Source organism: Paraclostridium tenue, from assembly GCF_039521565.1.
Taxonomy (GTDB): Bacteria; Bacillota; Clostridia; order Peptostreptococcales; family Peptostreptococcaceae; genus Paraclostridium; species Paraclostridium tenue.
In genome coordinates, this window is sequence record NZ_BAAACP010000012.1 from 82,586 (window position 1) to 102,037 (window position 19,452).

The 19,452-nt window shown below is 28.6% G+C and carries 20 protein-coding genes and 1 rRNA gene; 20 read left to right on the forward strand and 1 reads right to left on the reverse strand.

The features are described from left to right. Window positions 1-159: 159 nt before the first annotated feature. The 9 genes from ABFX13_RS10490 (at window position 160) to ABFX13_RS10530 (ending at window position 7,577) form a co-directional block, all read left to right on the forward strand. Entirely contained in the window at window positions 160-426 is a 267-nt protein-coding gene (locus ABFX13_RS10490) for a Veg family protein (protein ID WP_147547546.1), read from the forward strand. A gap of 95 nt (window positions 427-521) precedes the next feature. Beyond that, window positions 522-2,069 (forward strand): DUF3794 and LysM peptidoglycan-binding domain-containing protein, encoded by a 1,548-nt coding sequence (locus ABFX13_RS10495; protein ID WP_346045697.1) that lies wholly within the window; start codon window positions 522-524, stop codon window positions 2,067-2,069. Window positions 2,070-2,186: 117 nt separating this feature from the next. Then, window positions 2,187-3,068 (forward strand): 4-(cytidine 5'-diphospho)-2-C-methyl-D-erythritol kinase, encoded by an 882-nt coding sequence (gene ispE, locus ABFX13_RS10500; protein ID WP_346045699.1) that lies wholly within the window; start codon window positions 2,187-2,189, stop codon window positions 3,066-3,068. Beyond that, window positions 3,061-3,744: a GntR family transcriptional regulator gene (locus tag ABFX13_RS10505; protein WP_346045701.1), complete on the forward strand. Its 684-nt coding sequence runs from the start codon at window positions 3,061-3,063 to the stop codon at window positions 3,742-3,744. The genes ispE and ABFX13_RS10505 overlap by 8 nt, the downstream gene beginning before the upstream one ends. Before the next feature lie 115 nt (window positions 3,745-3,859). Beyond that, on the forward strand, window positions 3,860-4,522 hold the full coding sequence (gene spoIIR, locus ABFX13_RS10510) for a stage II sporulation protein R (RefSeq protein ID WP_346045703.1): 663 nt from the start codon (window positions 3,860-3,862) through the stop codon (window positions 4,520-4,522). Window positions 4,523-4,549: 27 nt separating this feature from the next. Next, the gene (locus ABFX13_RS10515; RefSeq protein ID WP_346045710.1) at window positions 4,550-5,074 is read left to right on the forward strand and encodes a cell wall hydrolase; all 525 of its coding nucleotides are present in this window, start codon (window positions 4,550-4,552) and stop codon (window positions 5,072-5,074) included. 129 nt (window positions 5,075-5,203) lie between these two features. Next, window positions 5,204-6,268, forward strand: a complete 1,065-nt coding sequence (locus ABFX13_RS10520) for a D-alanine--D-alanine ligase (RefSeq protein ID WP_346045712.1) — start codon at window positions 5,204-5,206, stop codon at window positions 6,266-6,268. Window positions 6,269-6,287: 19 nt separating this feature from the next. Beyond that, a complete protein-coding gene (murI, locus tag ABFX13_RS10525; protein WP_346045714.1) occupies window positions 6,288-7,097 on the forward strand; it encodes a glutamate racemase in 810 nt (269 codons plus the stop codon). A 57-nt stretch (window positions 7,098-7,154) separates the two neighbouring features. Beyond that, on the forward strand, window positions 7,155-7,577 hold the full coding sequence (locus ABFX13_RS10530; RefSeq protein WP_346045716.1) for a YwiB family protein: 423 nt from the start codon (window positions 7,155-7,157) through the stop codon (window positions 7,575-7,577). A 62-nt stretch (window positions 7,578-7,639) separates the two neighbouring features. Here ABFX13_RS10530 and ABFX13_RS10535 read toward each other — a convergent pair whose 3' ends face one another. Then, window positions 7,640-8,338 carry a polysaccharide deacetylase family protein gene (locus ABFX13_RS10535; RefSeq protein ID WP_346045718.1) on the reverse strand — a complete coding sequence of 233 codons (699 nt, stop codon included), beginning with the start codon at window positions 8,336-8,338 and terminating at the stop codon, window positions 7,640-7,642. A 257-nt stretch (window positions 8,339-8,595) separates the two neighbouring features. Between ABFX13_RS10535 and tilS the strand changes: the two genes are divergently transcribed. The 11 genes from tilS to ABFX13_RS10590 form a co-directional block, all read left to right on the forward strand. Beyond that, window positions 8,596-9,984, forward strand: coding sequence for a tRNA lysidine(34) synthetase TilS (gene tilS, locus ABFX13_RS10540; protein ID WP_346045720.1), 1,389 nt, complete (start codon window positions 8,596-8,598; stop codon window positions 9,982-9,984). Window positions 9,985-10,015: 31 nt separating this feature from the next. After that, window positions 10,016-11,953, forward strand: coding sequence for an ATP-dependent zinc metalloprotease FtsH (gene ftsH, locus ABFX13_RS10545; RefSeq protein ID WP_346045725.1), 1,938 nt, complete (start codon window positions 10,016-10,018; stop codon window positions 11,951-11,953). A 59-nt stretch (window positions 11,954-12,012) separates the two neighbouring features. Next, the gene (locus ABFX13_RS10550) at window positions 12,013-12,999 is read left to right on the forward strand and encodes a biotin--[acetyl-CoA-carboxylase] ligase (protein ID WP_346045727.1); all 987 of its coding nucleotides are present in this window, start codon (window positions 12,013-12,015) and stop codon (window positions 12,997-12,999) included. After that, window positions 12,992-13,951: a P1 family peptidase gene (locus tag ABFX13_RS10555; RefSeq protein ID WP_346045729.1), complete on the forward strand. Its 960-nt coding sequence runs from the start codon at window positions 12,992-12,994 to the stop codon at window positions 13,949-13,951. Before ABFX13_RS10550 ends, ABFX13_RS10555 begins: the two co-directional genes overlap by 8 nt. A 165-nt stretch (window positions 13,952-14,116) precedes the next feature. After that, complete coding sequence (locus ABFX13_RS10560) at window positions 14,117-14,710, forward strand: ECF transporter S component (protein WP_346045731.1); 594 nt, start codon at window positions 14,117-14,119, stop codon at window positions 14,708-14,710. A 17-nt stretch (window positions 14,711-14,727) separates the two neighbouring features. Further along, a complete protein-coding gene (locus ABFX13_RS10565) occupies window positions 14,728-15,498 on the forward strand; it encodes a type III pantothenate kinase (RefSeq protein WP_147547517.1) in 771 nt (256 codons plus the stop codon). A 101-nt stretch (window positions 15,499-15,599) separates the two neighbouring features. Further along, complete coding sequence (gene dusB, locus ABFX13_RS10570; protein WP_187006634.1) at window positions 15,600-16,568, forward strand: tRNA dihydrouridine synthase DusB; 969 nt, start codon at window positions 15,600-15,602, stop codon at window positions 16,566-16,568. A 99-nt stretch (window positions 16,569-16,667) separates the two neighbouring features. After that, complete coding sequence (gene greA, locus ABFX13_RS10575) at window positions 16,668-17,147, forward strand: transcription elongation factor GreA (protein ID WP_187006633.1); 480 nt, start codon at window positions 16,668-16,670, stop codon at window positions 17,145-17,147. Window positions 17,148-17,162: 15 nt separating this feature from the next. Then, window positions 17,163-18,689 (forward strand): lysine--tRNA ligase, encoded by a 1,527-nt coding sequence (gene lysS / locus ABFX13_RS10580; protein WP_346045736.1) that lies wholly within the window; start codon window positions 17,163-17,165, stop codon window positions 18,687-18,689. A 223-nt stretch (window positions 18,690-18,912) separates the two neighbouring features. Further along, window positions 18,913-19,116, forward strand: coding sequence for a hypothetical protein (locus tag ABFX13_RS10585; RefSeq protein ID WP_147547508.1), 204 nt, complete (start codon window positions 18,913-18,915; stop codon window positions 19,114-19,116). A gap of 255 nt (window positions 19,117-19,371) precedes the next feature. Continuing rightward, window positions 19,372-19,452 (forward strand): 16S ribosomal RNA (locus tag ABFX13_RS10590); the annotation flags it as partial.

Here is a 19,452-nt window from a genome sequence, read left to right on the forward strand (position 1 = left end):
TCAAAATTAGAGGTATAAATTATAAAATAAAATTTAGGAAAAAAACAGTATTGACTTTTTACTAAAAAATATATAAAATAATTAGTTTGGTTTGACAAAAAAGGTTAAGTGTGGTAGTATATCATTATGTGAACATATAATGTTAAAGAAGGTGATATAATGGCCACTGTTCAAACTTTGAATAAAATAAGACAGACTTTAGAGAAGCACCTGGGAAAAAAAATTGTATTAAAAGCAAACAAAGGAAGAAAGCAAATAGTTACTAAAAGAGGTATATTAGAAAAAGTATATCCAAGTATATTTGTTGTTAAGTTAGATGATGAGGATAATGGATACTCTAGAGTGTCATATAGTTATTCAGATTTATTGACTGATAATGTTAAATTGAAAGTAATTAAAGAAACAAATAAATTAAATGTAAGCTAAAAAATTATGCCTATTAAAAATAGGTGTAATTTTTTTTTTGTTTCCTAAATATAAATATAGTGTGATATTTATATTTAATTTAGGAGGGGTAACGTATGAATCTAATAAAGGATATATTACAAGTTGACAACAGGATAGATTTTGGGAGATTTCAAACTTTTATAGAAACAGAAGCTGTTGTGTCAGATAAGAAAGATGATGTATATGAAATTATAAAAACTGAAGGGTACATAGCTTTAAAGAAGCAAGAAGTATTAGATGGAAAGATAGTATTTAGAGGAAACTTCAATTACAATGTAATTTATTTAACAGAAGATAAAAATACTGTATCAAATGTAGAGGGAAGAATAGAGATAAATGAAGTAGTAGAAAAAGATAATATAGTTGCAGACATGGAAAATATGCTTTTTTATGATGTAGAACATATAGATTGCACAGTGATAAATGAAAGAAAGATAAGAGTAGGAGCACTTTTAAATATAAGAGGTAGTTTATTTGAAAAAAATACTATAGATATAATAAAAGATGTTTCTCAAATAGAGAATGTTCAAAAGCATAGAAAAGAAGTTCAATATGAAGATATAGTTGGCATAGAAAAGTCAGAAAGTGTTATAAAAGATACTATAAATATAAGTACAGAGGACATAGCTAATATAGTTTCAATAGGACCTAGAATAAAATTAAAGGAAACTAGGGTATCTGATAATAAAGTTATAGTAGGTGGAGTTTTAGATTTAAACCCTGTAGCTTATACTTATGAAGGAGAATTAGTTGAATTAGATAGAGTTGGATTAGATTTTACTCAATTTATAGAAGTACCAGGCGTATCTGAAGGCATGAAAGAAGAAGCTATAGTAGATATAGTAGATTTAAACTATGTATTTAAAAGAAATGAAGAAAATAATACTGGAACTTTAGAAGTTGATTGTACAGCTAGAGCAAAAGTTAAAGTTTCGGAGGATGTTACTAGAGAAGTTTTACAGGATGCATATTCACCTGATAGAACTTTAAAATTTGAAAGTAGAAATGTAGAACTTAATAAAGTTGTAAATAGTGGAAGTGAATTTTTTAATATAAGAGATACAATAAAAAGCAATAGTGACGATATACAAATAAAAGATGTAGTAAGTGTTGATTCAAATATAATAGTAGAAAATTCCTTCTTTGAAGGAGATAAGAATATAATAGAAGGTGTAGTTCGTGTAGATGTTTTATATACTCCGGTAGAAGGCTTAAGACCAGTATATAAAATAACAGAGGAAATTCCATTTACTCATGATATAGAAATTGGAAATATAAAAGATACTACAAATGCATTTAATAATGTAACTATAGATAGAGTAGAATTTGATTTAAATAGAGATCAAATTGATGTAACAGTAAAAGTTAGAAGATATTGTGAAGTATTAGATAAAAAGAAAGATAGTTTTATAATAAAAGGGGAAGATCAAGGTCCTGTAGATTTATCTCAAAGACCAAGTATAACTCTTTATATTGCTAAAGATGGAGATAAGTTATGGAACATAGCTAAAAAATATAATACTACAATAGATGATATAGCTGAAGTTAATGAAATAAAACCGGATGATGAGTTGCTTACAGGTCAATGCCTGATAATAGAGAAAAAGGTTAATGTAGAATAAAAAAATATATGCAAAATAAAATAATAGGGAATTATAATTCCCTATTATTTTATTTTTTGTAGTATAATGTATACTGTAAATATTTATGACCGTTTTAGCATAAGTAAGGAGGTAATAATGAACTCTATAGATTTAAAAAGCAGAGCTAAAATAAACCTATCAATAGATGTACTTGGGAAAAGGGATGATGGATATCATATAGTTGATATGATAATGCAAACCATAGATTTATATGATAATTTGAAAATTACTAAAATAGACGGTGACTTTATAAAAATAAAAAGCAATAGCAAGGATATACCTTTAAATCAAAATAATATTGTTTATAAAGCTGCTGATATCTTAAAAAAGAGATTTAATATAAAAGATGGAGTAGAGATTTATATACAAAAAAATATACCTGTAGCAGCAGGAATGGCTGGAGGAAGTTCTAATGCAGCTGCAGTTTTAGTAGGATTAAACAAGGTTTGGAATTTAGGGTTAAGTGAAAGTCAGCTAAAAGAAATCGGTTTACAATTAGGAGCAGATGTGCCGTTTTGTATAACAGGAGGAAGTGCATTAGCGCAAGGTATAGGGGAAGAATTGACTAACATACATGGTTTAAGTGAAAATGTAAATATATTAGTATGTAAGCCTGATATTTTTGTATCAACTAAAGAAGTATATCAATCTTTAGATATGAATAAAGTTCAAAAGAGACCAAAAAATAAAAAGCTTATAGAGAGTTTAAAAAATGATGATATAAAATATGTATGTGAAAATATGGTTAATGTTTTAGAAGAAGTTACAGCTTCAAAGTATAAAGAAATAAAGCAAATAGAATCTGTTATGATGAAAAATAAAGCATTAGGATCTATGATGAGTGGAAGTGGCCCCACAGTTTTTGGGTTATTTGACAATAAAGAATATGCAATAAAGGCCAAAGAAGAGTTACTAATAAACTATAATCAAGTATATTTAGTTAATAGTAGCAATAAAGGAGTTGAAATTTATGGATAGTTTAACAAAGTTAAATCTAGATAATTACAAACCCCTGCGAGATGTAGTTTTCGAAAATTTAAGGGAAGCTATTTTAGAAGGGCATTTAAAACCAGGGCAAAGACTTATGGAAGTTCAATTAGCAGAACAATTAGGGGTTAGTAGAACACCTATAAGAGAAGCTATAAGAAAATTAGAACTAGAAGGTCTAGTAGTTATGTTACCTAGAAAAGGGGCTTATGTAGCTAATATGTCATTAAAAGATATTATTGATGTATTAGAAATTAGATCAAGTTTAGAGGGATTAGCTGCATATTTAGCGGCAGAAAGAATACATGAAGATGATGCCAAGAAATTAAGGGAAATAGCTGAGGATTTTAAAAAAAGTATAGAAAATAAAGATGATATAGATATACTTCTTAAAAAAGATGTAGAGTTTCATGAGTTTATATTCAATGCTACTAAAAATAAAAAGTTAAGCCAAATTATAAATTCACTTTGGGAACAAGTTCATAGATTTAGAGCTACTTATATATCAGATTTTGATACATCGTATAATCTTGTTATTGAGCACAATAATATATTAGAAGCAATAATTTCTGGAAATAATGAAGATGCTAAAAAATATGCAATAGAACATATAGAAAAAGCAGAACACTTTATAATAGAAAAAGCTATAAATAATAAAGACTTATAAATAAAAAAGAGACTGTTAAATTTAACAGTCTCTTTTTTATTTATATAGATGAGGAATAAAATTGTTTATTTTGGAAATAATCAAGATATTAAAGTATATTAGGGGGATATATATTATGAAAAATTTAAAATTAAGGATAGCTGGATTGAGTTTGTTATTATTATCTATACTTACAATAAGTACAGTATATATATATGGGGAAGTAACTAAAGTAGAGAAGGTTTCAAGTAATTATAAAAATAAATTAATAAGATTTCATGTATTAGCAAATAGCGATAGTGAAGAAGATCAAAAACTAAAATTAAAAGTTAGAGATGAAGTGATAAAGTATTTACAACCACTTTTAAAAGAATCTAACAGTATAAAAGAAAGTGAAAAGATAATACTATCAGAGAGTGAAAATATAAAACGAATATCTAAAAATATTATTTCGAAAAATGGTTATACTTATGAAGTAAAGGTAAATCTTGAATACAGTAAATTTCCTGCAAAACAATACTCAAATATTGTTTTGCCTGCTGGAGAATATAAAGCTTTAAGAATTATTATTGGAGATGGAGAAGGTAAAAATTGGTGGTGTGTTATGTTTCCACCACTATGTTTTGTAGATGAAAATAATGGTGTTATAGATAAAGAAACAGATAAAAAGTTAAAAAATGTATTAACTGAAGAAGAATATAAATTAATATCTGGTAAAAATGCAGATAAAGCTACTAATAAAAAATTTAAATTTAAAATACTAGAGATACTAGAATCTTTTAGTAAAAATGATAAGTAATATTTTAAAAGGAGTGAATTATATAGTATGAAATACCACGCCAAACTTTTTTTAGTAATTTTTACTTTATTATTTGCCAACATTAACTTAAGTAACATATTTGCTGCAAATGAGATAAGATTAAACTATAAAAATTATGAGGAAAAAATAGCAGATAATAAAGAATCTGAAAAGAAATCTAAAGAAGTTATAAGTATTACAAATGATGAATTATATTTATTATCTAAATTGGTATCTAGCGAAGCTAGAGGTGAAAGTTACGAAGGTCAAGTTGCTGTTGCTGCAGTTGTTATAAATAGAGTTTTAGACTCAAGATTTCCTAATAATATAAAAGATGTTATATATCAAAAAAACGCATTTTCAGTAGTAAATAATGGAGAAATATATAAAAACCCTACAGACAGTGCTTATAAGGCTGCTAGAGAAGCTTTATATGGAAGTGATCCTACTAGTGGAGCTATATATTTTTGGAATCCAGAAATTGCAACTTGTAGTTGGATAAAAACGTTAGATCCATATAAAAGAATAGGTAATCATGTATTTGCAAAATAATTAAATATTAAAAAATAAAGGAGTTTATACTCCTTTATTTTTTTTGTCAAATGCACTATAATAATCACTTAGATAATAAAAACGCATATAATTATAAAAAAATATAAGTGAGATAGAAGGGTGAGCAGGATGGAAAAATTAAGTGTAGCATTAATTTTCGGTGGAAAATCTGGGGAACACGATGTTTCTAGAGTTTCAGCTTCATCTATATTTAAGCATATAAATAAAGAAAAATACGATGTTCATACAATAGGTATAACAAAAGATGGAAATTGGATTTATTATAATGGTTCGGCTGAAGATATGGCCAATGGAGAATGGGAAAACTTAGCAGATAATGATGTTAAAATAAATTTAATACCTAATGGGAATTATAAAGTTGGTCTAGAGTTTAAAGATGGAAGTTTTAAAAAGATAGATGTTTTATTCCCTGTGTTACATGGACCATATGGAGAAGATGGCAAGATACAAGGGGTATTTGAAATAAGTAATATACCTTATGTTGGATGTGGGGTTTTAGCATCTAGTGTTGGTATGGATAAGCTTATATGCAAAAAAGTATTTTCACAAATAGGACTGCCACAAGTAAATTATACTTACACGAATAAGTGGGAATTTAATTTAAACAAAGAAAAAGAATTAGATAAAATTGAAAGTGAATTAAACTATCCTATATTCGTTAAGCCTGCTAATATGGGTTCAAGTGTAGGAATATCTAAAGCTTGTAATAGAGAAGAACTTTTAAAAGGTATAAATGAAGCCTTAAAGCATGATACAAGAATAGTTTTAGAACAAGGTATAAATGCTAGAGAAATAGAAGTAGCTGTTTTAGGGAATGATGATGTAAAAGCATCTATAGCTGGAGAGATAATACCTGCAAAAGATTTTTATGACTATGAAGATAAATATGTAAATGGAGCTTCTAAACTAGAGATACCAGCAAAAGTAGACGAAATAACAATGGAAAGTATAAGAAATATGGCAATAAATGCATTTAAAGGAATAGATGGTAGTGGACTTTCTAGGGTAGACTTTTTTATAGATAAAGAAACTGATGAAATATATATAAATGAAATAAATACATTACCAGGATTCACTAATATAAGCATGTACCCAAAACTTTGGGATGCTACAGGAATTCAATATACTGACCTTATAGACAAATTAATACAATTAGCCATTGAAGGTAAATAATAAAGAAGGTGTATATTATATGAATAATAATCCGATTGGAGTTTTTGACTCAGGACTAGGTGGGCTTACAGTTTTAAAAGAAATAACTAGTATATTGCCTAACGAAAATATAGTGTATTTTGGAGATACTGCAAGGGTCCCTTATGGATCAAGATCTAAAGAAACAGTTATAAAATACACTTTTCAAGCTATAAATTTTTTAATATCTAAAAATGTTAAGGCTATAGTTATAGCTTGTAATACAGCTACAGCAAGAACTTTAACTTTAGCTCAGGAAAAGTATGATATTCCTATAATAGGAGTTATCGAAGCTGGAGCTAGAACAGCTGCATATACAACTAAAAACAAATTAGTGGGAGTTATAGGAACAGAAGGAACTATAAACTCTAAGGCTTATGAAAAGGAAATAAATAAGTTAGATAGTGAAATAAAAATCATAGGTAAAGCATGTCCACTATTTGTACCAATAGTTGAGGAAGGGTGGGCAGATACTGAAGTAGCTAGATTAACTGCTAAAAAATATTTAGAAGAATTACAGGCATCAAATATAGATTCTTTAGTTTTAGGATGTACTCATTATCCTCTTTTAAAAAATACAATTAATAAAGTTGTTGAAGGGAAAATAAAACTTGTTAATCCAGCAAGAGAAACAGCAAAAGATTTAAAAGATGTATTAACCCAAAATAACTTATTGGCTGAAAGTTCTTCAGACCAACCTTATTACAAATATTATGTGTCTGATATACCAGAAAGATTTGCAACAATAGGAAGAGAGTTTTTAAATACAGAAATAGAGGACATAAATCAGATTGAAATACAAAAGTATTAAAAATATATAAACTTTAGGATTAATTCCCTAAAGTTTATATTATTATGGAGGTTAAAAATGATAGATGTTAACATATCTATGAACACAAAGCAATATGATAGTTTAGGTAATGAAGATTGTATAGAGGTTGTATCAGTAGGAAATATGTATGAAAAAAATGGAGATACATATATTGTATATAAAGAAGAATTAGAAAAAGGATCAGTTCATGTTACAACCACTATAAAGATATCAGAAAAAGAAATTTTAATAAAAAGATTTGGAGTAGTTAACTCTAATATGAGATTTATTTTAGAAAAAGAAACTTTTACTAACTACAAAACGCCTCAAGGCTTATTTAATATAAAGATAAATACTACTAAATTAAATGTAGAAAAAACAGACAAAGTGATAAATATAGATATAAATTATAATATGGAAATTGTAGGATTATTTGAAGGTGTAAATAAAATAAGAATAGAAGTTGAAAAAAAGAATTAAAAAAGAGCTGACTATATACTTAATTATTATTAGTCAGCTTTTTAAACTTTATTAATTTTAAGTTAGTAAAGAGCTTTATTCCACCAATTCATAGGAGGTTGCTCTTGATTTATAGGTTTACAATTAAAATTATTATCTTTAAGATGAGATAATATATAAGGTAATGAATTTACTGTAACTTGTTTATCATGAAACAGTATAATAGGAGTATTATAATTATTTAATTCTTTTAAAGTGTTTGATACTATTGAAGAGGTAGTACTACCTTTATGAGTATCTGTACTATCTATATTCCAATCCCAAACTTTATAACCATAGTTTATTAGACTATTATACTGAATCTTAGTTAAATGAGGCTTACTTCCGTAAGGAACTCTAACTAACTTTATATTATAACCTATTAAATCTTTTAGGGTATGATTTGTACTATTCATTTCATTTAAAGCGGATGAATTATCAGCATAAAAAACAGTTTTTTCATGACTTTGACCATGTAAGCCAATAGAATGACCTTCACTTAAAATTCTTTTTACTATTTCAGGATAAGCATTAATTCGATCTTCTAATAAGAAAAATGTTGCTTTCATGTTATATTTTTTCAATAAATCTAATATTTTTGGTGTATATTTGTTTGGTCCATCATCAAAAGTAATATAAGCTACTTTACTTTCAGGTATAGGACTTTGAAAACAATAACTGTTGGTTGTCATGAATGAAATAAATATAGACAACATAACTAAGGTTGATATAAATTTTTTCATATTAGATGCTCCTTGTTTATAAATTTTAAAAATTATATTTTATATTGTTATTGTATGATATTATTTAAAATATATTTAGGATAAAGTAATTTTATATAACTAAAATTAAATGTATATAAAAAACTATCCCTAGATTAATTTATTTGGTATTATATTACTTGACGAGGTTATAAAATAAATTAATTTATACAAGGATTTGAGAAGTTTTTATAGAAAGTATACTTGAGTTAAAAAACTAAGTGTAAGAGGTATAGTTTATGATAGTAGATAGAGTACGAAGTACTATAAATAAATATAATTTATTACAAAAAGGCGATAAAATTGTATTAGGTTTATCTGGAGGGCCTGATTCAGTATGTTTATTACATGTACTAAAACAGCTTGAAAAAGAGTATGATATATCAATATATGCAGCTCATTTAAATCACCAGATAAGGGGTATAGAGGCTCAAAAAGATGTAATGTATATATCGAATTTATGTGATAGCTTAGGAGTTAAGCTTTTTGTTAAATCAATAAATGTTCCAGCATACTGTAAAGAAAATAGCTTATCAATTGAAGAAGGTGCAAGAAAATTAAGATATGAAATGTTTTATGAAATAAAACAAAAAACTAAATCAAACAAAATTGCAATTGGGCATAATTTAAATGATCAAGCAGAGACTATTCTTATGAGGCTTATGAGAGGTACAGGTTTACAGGGATTAAAAGGAATAGAATATAAAAGAGATGATACTATAATAAGGCCTATTCTTGATATAGAAAGAAGTAGTATAGAAAAATATTGTGAAGAATATAATTTAAACCCAAGAATAGATAGCACGAATTTAGAAAATATATATACTAGAAATAAAATTAGATTAGATTTAATTCCATATATGCAAGAAAATTTTAATGCTAATGTTGTTGAATCTATATGTAGAATGGGTAATAATTTAAAGCTAGATAGTGATTATATTGAACAAGAGGGTATAAATAAATTTAATGAGGTAACCAAATCAAGTGATAATGAAAATATAGAAATTGTATTAGACAAATATATTAATTTGCATAAAGCAATAAAAACTAGAATAATTAGAAATTCTATTAAGTATATTTTAGGAGATACTAATTTCGTAGATCAAAAACACATAGAAGATATACTAGATTTAGAAGATGATAGTAAAGTAAATAAAAAGTTAGTGTTACCTAGAGGTTTATTTGTTTATAGAAATAGCAATAGCATATTATTTACTAATAAAGAAATAACTTATGAAGAAATTGAGTTTTCTTATAAAGTTCCTAAAGAAGGTATGATAAAAGTAAAAGAATTAGGACTATTTATAGAAACTCAAGTAATGAGTATTGAAAGATTTAAAAGTATGAAGGTTGATAAATCCTCTAAAGGATTTGATTTAGATAAATTTAAAGGAGGGATAATTGTAAGAAATAGAGAATCTGGGGATAAAATAAAGCTTACTGGAGGAAGTAAGAAGCTAAAGAATTTATTCATAGATTTAAAAATACCAAGGGAAGAAAGAAGTAAGATTCCTGTATTGGTGGATGATAATGAAGTTGTTTGTGTTGGAGATTATAAAATCAGTGAAAATTATAAAATTAATGCAAATACAAAAGAAGTCTTAAAGATTACCTTTAAGAAACTATAAATTAAAACAACTTACGAAAGGAGGGCTTCTTTTGAATAAATTTTTAAAGGGAGCAGGTTTTTATCTACTTATATTTATCATTATAGTAGGTATAGTACAGTTCTCAGGTAGTTCTACAGATAAAGTAGAAGAAATGAAGTTTTCAAGCGTCTATAGAGAATTAATGAAAGAAAATATATCTAGTATAAAGATTGTAGAAGACACAGTTCTAGAAGGAACTATAAAGAGCACTAACAAAAAGTTTAAAACATACATACCAGAAGAAATTCAGTCTCAACAACTTGCAAATGAGCTATTAAAGCAAGCTGACGAAGGTAAATTACAGTTAACAGGAGCGCCAAAACCAACTACACCATGGTTCTTTGAGATATTACCATCATTATTCATGCTATTCTTTGTATTAATATTATGGTTTGTTTTCATGAATCAGTCTCAAGGTGGAGGCGGAAAAGTTATGAACTTTGGGAAATCTAAAGCTAAAGTTCATAAAGATGATGAAAAGACAAGAGTTACATTTAAAGATGTAGCTGGACTTAATGAAGAAAAAGAAGACTTACAAGAAGTTGTTGACTTCTTAAAAAATCCAAAGAAATATATAGATTTAGGAGCTAGAATTCCTAAAGGTATATTAATGGTTGGACCTCCAGGGACAGGGAAAACATATTTATCAAGAGCAGTTGCAGGAGAAGCGGGAGTACCTTTCTTTAGTATAAGTGGTTCAGATTTCGTTGAAATGTTCGTTGGGGTAGGGGCTTCAAGAGTTAGATCTTTATTTGAAGATGCTAAAAAGAATGCTCCAGCTATAATATTTATAGACGAGATAGATGCAGTTGGTAGAAAAAGAGGAGCAGGTCTTGGTGGAGGACACGATGAAAGAGAGCAAACTCTTAACCAGTTATTAGTTGAGATGGATGGTTTCGGTGTTAACCAAGGTATAATAATAATGGCTGCTACAAACAGACCAGATATATTAGACCCAGCACTTTTAAGACCAGGTAGATTTGACAGACAGGTAGTTGTAGGAGCTCCAGATGTCAAAGGTAGAGAGGCTATATTCAAAGTTCATTCTAAGAATAAGCCATTAGAAGATGATGTTAAGGTTGATGTATTAGCAAGAAGAACTCCTGGATTTACTCCAGCTGATATAGAAAACTTAATGAATGAAGCTGCAATACTTACAGCTAGAAAAAGAGAAAAGAAAATAAAAATGGAAACTATAGAAGAAGCTATAACTAAGGTAATAGCAGGTGTTGCTAAAAAATCTAGAGTTATAAGTGAACCTGAAAGAAAACTTACAGCTTATCATGAAGCAGGGCATGCAGTTTGTGCTCATGTACTTGAACATGTAAGTCCAGTTCATCAAGTAACAATAGTTCCAAGAGGTAGAGCTGGTGGATTTACAATGCAACTTCCAGTAGAAGATAAGTTCTATGCTACTAAGAATGAAATGAAAGAAAATATAATTGTTTTACTTGGTGGTAGAGTTGCAGAAGAATTAACTTTAGATGATATATCTACAGGAGCTTCAAATGACTTAGAAAGAGTTTCTGCTACGGCTAGACAAATGGTTACTAAGTATGGAATGAGTTCTAAGTTAGGTCCTATGACTTTCGGTGATAGTGAAGAAGAAGTATTCTTAGGTAATAGTATAGGAAATAAGAGAAACTATTCTGAAGAAGTTGCATTTGAAATAGATAGTGAAGTAAAAGATATAGTTGAGGTAGCTTACAAGAAAACTAAGAAATTACTTCAAGATAATATGGATAGATTAGAGTATGTAGCTCAAGCTCTATTAATATATGAGACTTTAGACGCAGATCAATTTATAAAAGCATTTAATAAAGAGTTACCTTTAGATGTTAAATCAGAAAATGCAACAACAGAAGAAGTTGTTGATACAAAAGAGGAAAAAATAGATTTATCAAAAGATATAAATAAAGATCAAAATGATGATCAAATAAATGATTAATAAAAAATCAAAGGCTAGGGTTTACCCTAGCCTTTAGTTTAATTATTATTAAGACAGAGGTGTTATTGTTGAGAGAAAAAATTATTAATATATTACTAGATAATAATTTGGGGTTTATATCAGGGGAAGAAATATCTAAACGATTAGATATTTCTAGAACTGCTGTATGGAAGCACATAAAAGCTTTAAAAGAACAAGGTTATGATATAGAATCTGTAAACAGAAAAGGTTACAGATTAAAAGAGATACCTAATGACATTCTTAGCAAAGAAAATATTATGTATGAAATAAAAACTGAATTTATTGGAAAAGATATAATTCATTTTGATTCTATAGATTCAACAAATAATTATGCTAAAAGTGTTGCAGTTGATAAAGAAAATGGAACGATAATTATAAGTGAAGAACAATTAAATGGAAGAGGTAGAATAGGAAGACAATGGCAATCTAAAAAGTATGACGGTATATGGATGAGTATTATATTAAAACCTGATATACTTCCTATGGATGCGCCATTTATAACATTAATCGCTGGAGCAAGTATAGTAAAAGCTCTTAATAATTTAGGGATAGATGCGAGTGTAAAATGGCCAAATGATGTAATAATAAATGGAAAAAAAGTATGTGGTATATTAACAGAACTATCAGCTGAAATTGAAAGAGTAAATTATATAGTTTTAGGTATAGGGATAAATGTTAAAACATTAGATTTTTCTGAGGATATAGTTAATATTGCGACATCGATTCAAAAGGAAGGCTACAATATATCTAGAGTAGATATAATTAGAAGTTTTATATTAGAATTTGAAAAAAATTATATAGATTATATATATCATAATGATAATAGTAAAACTTTAGATATTTGTAGAAAATACTCTGCAATTATAGGACATAATATATATATTATAAAAAATAATAGAAAAGAAAAAGTTAAATGTATTGATATAAATCAAGATGGAAATTTAGTTATAGAAGATGAAAAAGGAGATATAAAAGAGATTATATCTGGAGAAGTATCTATAAGAGGGGAGAATGGATATGTATAATAATATTTTAGATGTAAAAGGGATTAAAGTAGGACAAGTACAGCAAATGGAAGGCCTAACTGGGTGTAGTGTTATTATATGTGAAGAAGGTGCAGTATGTGGTGTTGATGTTAGAGGTTCAGCACCTGGGACAAGAGAAACTGATTTGTTAGATCCTATTAACATGATTCAAAAAGTGCATGCTGTAGTATTATCTGGTGGTTCTGCGTTTGGATTAGAAGCTACATGTGGTGTAAGTAAATACTTAGAAGAAAATGGGATAGGCTTTGATGTTGGAGTTGCAAAGGTACCTATTGTAACTGGTGCAGTATTGTTTGATTTAGGGGTTGGAGATTCAAAATGTAGACCAGATATTGATATGGGATATGAAGCTTGTAGGGTAGCTAGTTATACAAAGCTTGAACAAGGTAATTTTGGTGCAGGGTGTGGAGCCACTGTTGGGAAGATAAAAGGTGGTGATTATTGTACTAAAGGTGGGATAGGAAGTTACTCTATTAAGTTAGATAATGGATTGGTTGTAGCTGCTTTAATAGCTGTAAATGCTTTTGGAGATGTATATGAAGAAGGAAAAGTAATAGCTGGAGTTTTAAATGATAATAAAGATGGATTTTTAAATACTTATGACCTTATGAAACAAGGTGTAAACAAAGGTGGATTTAATATTGATAATACAACTATAGGTGTTGTGGCCACTAATGCTAAGTTGGACAAAGCTCATTGTAAAAAAGTATCTCAGATGGCACATAATGGATTTGCAAAAACAATATTTCCGATACATACTCCACATGATGGGGATACTATATTTACGCTAGCAACTGGTGAGATTGAAACAGATATAACATTACTAGGTTCTTTAGCTACGGAAGTAGTTGAAAAGAGTATAATAAATGCAATTAAAAATGCAAAATCAATTAATAATATACCTTCATACAATGAAATTAATTTAAAATAAGAATTATTGACAATGTTATTACCTATTGATAAAATTGTTTTTGTTGCAGCTGGCATCCTTATAAATTAGGAGCCTGACTGATTATGATATAGATAAATAACAACTAAAAATTTTAATGAAAAGTCCGGCATCTTTTAAGAGCTGGAACGGAGGTGTATTTTAGAAATGAAAACACAAGTAGGAGTAGAGAAAAAAATTAATGTTAGGCAAATGGCTATAATAGGTATGTTATCAGCTATATCTATAATGTTATCTATGACGCCGCTAGGGTTCATACCGATCGGACCTGTTAATGCAACTATAATGCATATACCAGTTATAATCGGATCTATAATTGAAGGGCCTATGGTTGGGGGAATATTAGGATTAATATTTGGGCTAACTAGTTTCATGAGAGCCATAACTACGCCAAGTCCAACTAATTTTATGTTTATGAACCCGATAGTTTCGATACTTCCAAGAGTTTTAATGGGTATTGCTACATATTATATTTATAAAAGTGTATTTAAAGTAACCAAAAATCTTTCTGTTTCAGGTTTATGCTCAGGTTTTTTAGGTTCAATTATAAATACATTTGGAGTTTTGGGGCTTGTATATTTACTGTATGCACAAAGATATGTAGAAGTTATAGGAGGAGATACATCTACAGCTGGAGCTGTAATATTAGGAATTGCTGCTACTAATGGTATACCTGAAGCTATTGTTGGAGCTTTAGTTGTATCTGGAGTTGTAATTATACTAAAGAAAAGCAAAAAATAGAAAGAAGGTTAGATTAGATGCTTTTAGTATTTGACGTTGGAAATACCAACATGGTATTAGGTATATATGAGGGAAAAGAACTAAAAAAGTATTGGAGAATTAGTACTGATAAAGCAAAAACATCAGATGAATATGGAATGTTGATAAATAATTTATTTCAATATGATAATGTAGACATAAAATCAATAAAAGATGTAATAATATCATCAGTTGTACCTAATGTTATGCATTCTCTTGAGAATTTTTGTATAAAATATTTCAACAAACAACCATTAGTAGTTGGGCCTGGAATAAAAACAGGATTAAATATTAAATATGATAATCCTAAGCAAGTTGGGGCAGATAGAATAGTAAATGCCGTGGCTGCAATAGAGAAGTATAAAGCACCTATGATAATAATCGATTTTGGAACAGCTACAACTTTTTGTGCTATATCAGCAAAAGGTGACTATTTAGGAGGAACGATAGCACCTGGTATAAAAATATCAAGTGAAGCTTTATTCCAAAGAGCATCAAAACTTCCTAGAGTAGAACTTTTAAAGCCTGGAATGACGATTTGTAAAAATACAGTTTCGGCTATGCAATCTGGGATAATATATGGATATGTAGGTTTAGTAGATAAAATTGTAAAGATGATGAAGGAAGAGTTAGGCAATGAAGATGTGAAAGTAGTCGCTACAGGAGGACTATCATCATTAATAGCATCTGAGACTAATAGTATAGATTGTGTAGATAAGTTCTTAACTTTAGAAGGATTAAGAATAATCTATGATAAAAATAAAGAATAGTAACAAGGAATTGGATATTAAATCCAGTTCCTTTTTTATGATAAGATATTATAGGAAAATGGGTATAGATATAAGTAAAACTTTAAAAGAGGAGACTATATATGAAAATAGGAAATGTTACACTAGACAATAAGGTATTTTTATCTCCTATGGCAGGAGTAACAGATTTACCATTTAGATTAATATGTAAAGAACAAGATTGTGGTATGTTATATACAGAAATGATTAATGCAAAAGCTCTTTGCTATGATGATAAGAATACTAAAAAAATGTTAAAGATAGAGAATGAAGAACATCCTGTTGCTGTTCAAATTTTTGGTTCAGATCCAGAGTTTATGGGAGGAGCAGCAGAAATATTAAATGAATATCCAAATGAAATATTGGATATAAATATGGGATGTCCAGCTCCTAAAGTTGTAAAAAATGGAGACGGATCCGCTCTTATGAAAAATCCTAAATTAGCTGAAGAAGTATTAAAATCTGTTGTTAAAAAATCTAAAAAGCCTGTTACTTTAAAAATAAGAAAAGGCTGGGATGATAATAGTGTGAATGCTGTTGAAATTGCAAAAATTGCAGAAGCATCAGGTATAAGTGCATTAGCTATACATGGAAGAACGAGAGAACAATATTATTCAGGAAAAGCTGATTGGGATATAATAGCTGAAATAAAGAAAAATATAAATATACCTGTAATTGGTAATGGTGATGTATTTGAAGTAGAAGATGCTATAAATATGATAAATAAAACTAATTGCGATGCAATAATGATAGGTAGAGGTGCTCAAGGTAATCCGTGGATATTTAAAAGAATAAATCACTATATGAAAACAGGAGAAATATTACCAGAACCTACATGTGAAGAAAGAATAAATACAGCTTTAAAGCATTTAAAATTAGCAGTAGAGGAACATGGAGAATATGTTGCTGTAAGAGAGATGAGAAAGCATATTGCATGGTACCTAAAAGGGCTTAGAGGATCAGCTAGATTAAGAGATGAAATTAACAAGATAGAAAGCTGTGAAGAAGTAGTAAACAAGCTAAGTGACTACCTGGACCACTCCTTGACATAAGGGTGATAGTAATTTATAATATAGCGCATAAATGCTTAAGATATAAAATAAATTTTGTTTAAATTAAATAATAATCAAAGAGAAGGAGTTGTAGGGGTTATGGAAGATAATAAGGAAATATTATTAACTCAAGAAGGTTACCAAAAGTTAGAGGACGAGGTAGAGTACCTAAAGTCAGTTAGAAGAAGAGAAGTTGCTGAAAGAATAAAGATAGCTATATCTTTTGGAGATATATCAGAAAATGCTGAGTATGATGAAGCTAAAAATGAACAAGCTCAAGTTGAAGAAAGAATAATAAAGCTTGAAAACATGCTAAGAAAAGCAGTTATAATAGATGAATCTAAAATAGATTCAAATATAGTAACTATAGGATCTATAGTTAAAGTTAATGATATGGAATTTGAAGAAGAGGTAGAATATACAATAGTTGGTTCTGCTGAAGCTGATCCATATGAAGGTAAAATATCTAATGAATCACCTGTAGGGAAAGCTCTTTTAGGTAGAGCAAAAGGCGAAATAGTAGATGTTCAAGTTCCTGACGGGATTGCTAAGTTCGAGATATTAGAAATAAGAAGATAATCTGGAGGTATACAAATGAACAATGATCAACAACATGCTAATGATCAAGCAAAAGAAGAACTTACTGAAGTACTTAAAGTAAGAAGAGATAAATTAGCTAAGTTACAAGAGATGGGAAGAAATCCATTCCATGTAAGTAGATATGATAGAACTAATTACTCTACAGATATAAAAGATAATTTTGAAGCTTTTGAAGGAAAAGTTGTAAAATTAGCTGGACGTATAATGAGTAAAAGAATCCAAGGTAAAGCTGGATTTATAGATATACAAGACCAAGAAGGTAGAATCCAATGTTATGTAAGATTAGATAGAATAGGTGAAGAAGAGTATGCTGTCTTTTCTACATATGATATAGGTGACATAATAGGTGTTGAAGGTGAAGTATTCAAAACTAAAAAAGAAGAGATATCTATAAAAGCTAATGATGTAAAATTATTAACAAAATCTCTTCAAGTACTTCCAGAAAAGTATCATGGACTAAAAGATCAAGATTTAAGATATAGACAAAGATATGTTGATTTAATAGTTAATCCAGAAGTTAAAAATGCTTTCGTTACAAGAACTAAAGCTATGAAGGCTTTAAGATCTTACTTAGACGAAAGAGGATTCTTAGAAGTTGAGACTCCTATATTAAATACTATAGCTGGTGGAGCTAATGCTAGACCATTTATAACTCACCATAATACTTTAGACATACCTATGTACTTAAGAATAGCTAATGAGCTATATTTAAAGAGACTTATAGTAGGTGGGTTTGATAAAGTTTATGAAATGGGTAGAATGTTTAGAAATGAAGGTATGTCTATAAAGCATAACCCAGAATACACAGCTGTAGAATTATATCAAGCATATGCAGATTATACTGATATGATGGAAATAGCAGAAAATATGATAGCTTACATGGCAGAAGCTGCTACTGGAAGCATGAAGATAAACTATCAAGGAACTGAAATAGACTTTACTCCTCCATGGAGAAGAATGACTATGGAAGAATGTGTTAAGGAATATGCTGGAGTGGATTTCTCTACTATTAACACAGATGAAGAAGCTTTAGCTGTAGCTAAGGAAAAAGGTATAGAAATAACTCCTGGAATGAGAAGAGGAGAAGTTATAAATGCTTTATTTGAAGAGTTTGGTGAAGATAAATTAATCCAACCTACATTTATAACTCATCATCCAGTTGAAGTATCTCCATTAGCTAAGAGAAATGTGGAAGATCCAAGAAGAACTGACAGATTTGAAGCTTTCGCAAATAAATGGGAATTAGCAAATGCTTTCTCAGAACTTAATGACCCGATAGATCAAAAAGAAAGATTTATGGATCAATTAAGAAAGAAAGAATTAGGAGACGACGAAGCTTGTGATATGGATGAGGACTTCGTAAATGCCTTAGAGGTAGGTTTACCACCAACAGGTGGTCTAGGAATCGGTATAGACAGAGTTATGATGTTATTAACTAACTCTCCATCTATAAGAGATGTTATATTATTCCCTACAATGAAACCTATAAAAGAAACTTCTAATGATGAAATAGAAGAATAATATAAATAAAAACCTTTCTGATTTTAAAATCAGGAAGGTTTTTTTATTATTAATTCAACATTAAAATTATAATAATGATATAAAAATATGTAGTCTAAAATTAAATGTTGGGGTAAGGTGATAAATAAAAATATAAAACCAAAATGTATGGGGAAAAACAAAGAGAGGAAGTATGAATAAAAAATAGAAATCTATAATAAATAAAAATATTGGAGGTAATTAAATGAAAAATTTAATAAACTGGATGTGTTTAATTTCTATAATGATTTTAGTTTTACAAGTTATGATTTATATAAATAGTGAAGTTATAAATGATTATAATAAAATTTATAGAAAAAGAAAGTTAGTAAAGAAAAAGAATGTAAGTGTTGGAAATCCTAGATTTGTAGAATGTGAAAATTATTATACACAAAAAATTGCAAAATAAAATGAAAAAAGTTTGAAAAAAGTATTGACGGTATTAAAATGAGATGGTATAGTATTACTTGTCCTTAAGAAAAGGGCAAACGAAATAACAAAAAAGAGTTGACAAGAAAGAAAAAACTTGTTAAACTAATGAAGTTGTTAAATGAACTTTGAAAATTAAACAGTAGGTTAATTATAAAAATTCTTTTTAAAGAATTAAACAATAAACAACCAAGCCAGATATTCAGATAATGATTAACTGAGCGATGGACAACTTTTATTTGAGAGTTTGATCCTGGCTCAGGATGAACGCTGGCGGCGTGCCTAACACATGCAAGTCGAGCGAACCCTTCGGGGT

Bases quoted from the DNA above. Each gene is read 5' to 3' on its own strand.
- ABFX13_RS10495 (WP_346045697.1), top strand. From the start codon at position 522: ATGAATCTAATAAAGGATATATTACAAGTTGACAACAGGATAGATTTT.
- ABFX13_RS10490 (WP_147547546.1), top strand. From the start codon at position 160: ATGGCCACTGTTCAAACTTTGAATAAAATAAGACAGACTTTAGAGAAG.
- ABFX13_RS10555 (WP_346045729.1), top strand. From the start codon at position 12,992: ATGTATAATAATATTTTAGATGTAAAAGGGATTAAAGTAGGACAAGTA.
- ABFX13_RS10535 (WP_346045718.1), bottom strand. From the start codon at position 8,338: ATGAAAAAATTTATATCAACCTTAGTTATGTTGTCTATATTTATTTCA.
- ABFX13_RS10560 (WP_346045731.1), top strand. From the start codon at position 14,117: ATGAAAACACAAGTAGGAGTAGAGAAAAAAATTAATGTTAGGCAAATG.
- dusB (WP_187006634.1), top strand. From the start codon at position 15,600: ATGAAAATAGGAAATGTTACACTAGACAATAAGGTATTTTTATCTCCT.
- ABFX13_RS10515 (WP_346045710.1), top strand. From the start codon at position 4,550: ATGAAATACCACGCCAAACTTTTTTTAGTAATTTTTACTTTATTATTT.
- ABFX13_RS10565 (WP_147547517.1), top strand. From the start codon at position 14,728: ATGCTTTTAGTATTTGACGTTGGAAATACCAACATGGTATTAGGTATA.
- ispE (WP_346045699.1), top strand. From the start codon at position 2,187: ATGAACTCTATAGATTTAAAAAGCAGAGCTAAAATAAACCTATCAATA.
- ABFX13_RS10530 (WP_346045716.1), top strand. From the start codon at position 7,155: ATGATAGATGTTAACATATCTATGAACACAAAGCAATATGATAGTTTA.
- greA (WP_187006633.1), top strand. From the start codon at position 16,668: ATGGAAGATAATAAGGAAATATTATTAACTCAAGAAGGTTACCAAAAG.
- spoIIR (WP_346045703.1), top strand. From the start codon at position 3,860: ATGAAAAATTTAAAATTAAGGATAGCTGGATTGAGTTTGTTATTATTA.
- ABFX13_RS10520 (WP_346045712.1), top strand. From the start codon at position 5,204: ATGGAAAAATTAAGTGTAGCATTAATTTTCGGTGGAAAATCTGGGGAA.
- ABFX13_RS10505 (WP_346045701.1), top strand. From the start codon at position 3,061: ATGGATAGTTTAACAAAGTTAAATCTAGATAATTACAAACCCCTGCGA.
- tilS (WP_346045720.1), top strand. From the start codon at position 8,596: ATGATAGTAGATAGAGTACGAAGTACTATAAATAAATATAATTTATTA.
- lysS (WP_346045736.1), top strand. From the start codon at position 17,163: ATGAACAATGATCAACAACATGCTAATGATCAAGCAAAAGAAGAACTT.
- murI (WP_346045714.1), top strand. From the start codon at position 6,288: ATGAATAATAATCCGATTGGAGTTTTTGACTCAGGACTAGGTGGGCTT.
- ABFX13_RS10585 (WP_147547508.1), top strand. From the start codon at position 18,913: ATGAAAAATTTAATAAACTGGATGTGTTTAATTTCTATAATGATTTTA.